Source organism: Pontimicrobium sp. MEBiC01747 (assembly GCF_053601635.1).
This window is the reverse complement of the sequence record NZ_JBSHNS010000353.1, coordinates 1-927: the sequence shown is the minus strand read 5'-3', so window position 1 is coordinate 927 and position 927 is coordinate 1. Positions and strand designations below refer to the sequence as shown.

Genomic DNA, 927 nt, shown 5'->3' with positions numbered 1-927 from the left:
ATCTGGTTTATATTTTGTGTCTTTTGCTACAGTAAATTGGATAGATGTTTTTACTAGGCAAGTTTACTTTAATGTATTAGTTGATAGTATAAATTATTGTAGAAAAGAAAAAGGTATGGAGTTGTATTGTTATTGTTTTATGCCAAGCCACATTCATTTAATATTTAGATCAAGTAATAACCAACCTTCAGAATTACTTAGAGATTTTAAACGTTATACCTTCAAAAAAGGTTATAAGAACTATAGAGAACAATCCGCAAGAGAGTCGTAGAGAATGGTTATTATGGATGTTCGAAAGAGCAGGTAAAAAGAATACAACAACAACTAAACACCAATTTTGGTAACATCATAATAAACCAATAGAACTATGGAGCGAACAGGTAATAAAACAAAAAATAGATTATATACATAATAATCCTGTAGAGACAGGTTTTGTAGTAAATACTATAGATTGGAAATATTCTAGTGCAAGGAATTTTCAAGATGATCATACAATTCTAGAAATAGATAGTACTGGTTTTATAGTTTAATTTGTGAAAAAGCAAAGCTTTTATAGAAATATAAAAGTTTCGTTATGCTGACTCATACCGCCACTAGAAAGATTTTAGCGGTAGCGGGGGGGCTAGTAAAGCAAAAAAAGAAGCTAGTTTTTAAGTACTGTTTCTAGTTTGTAAAAAATAGCTACAGAGCGAGGAGTTAAGGCTCAAGCTTATTTATCAAAAAACACACCCTCTAGCCTTGTTGAAAAAGTACAGAAAAAACTAGGAAAGGATAATGTGATTTTATTTAATGATTAATAATAATATGGAAGTAGTACATTTATTTTCTAGAGAAAAAATAGATTCAAAGAAACTAATTTATTTTTTAAAACAAATAAAAATAAAAGCTCTAGGATTTTGGAATAATGAAGAAGTAGATACTCAATAT

The 927-nt window shown here is 28.6% G+C and carries 1 pseudogene; it reads left to right on the top strand.

Going from position 1 to position 927, the window contains the following annotated elements:
- Positions 1-530: pseudogene (locus tag ACVC2P_RS11365) on the top strand (REP-associated tyrosine transposase); the annotation flags it as partial.
- Positions 531-927: the final 397 nt, after the last annotated feature.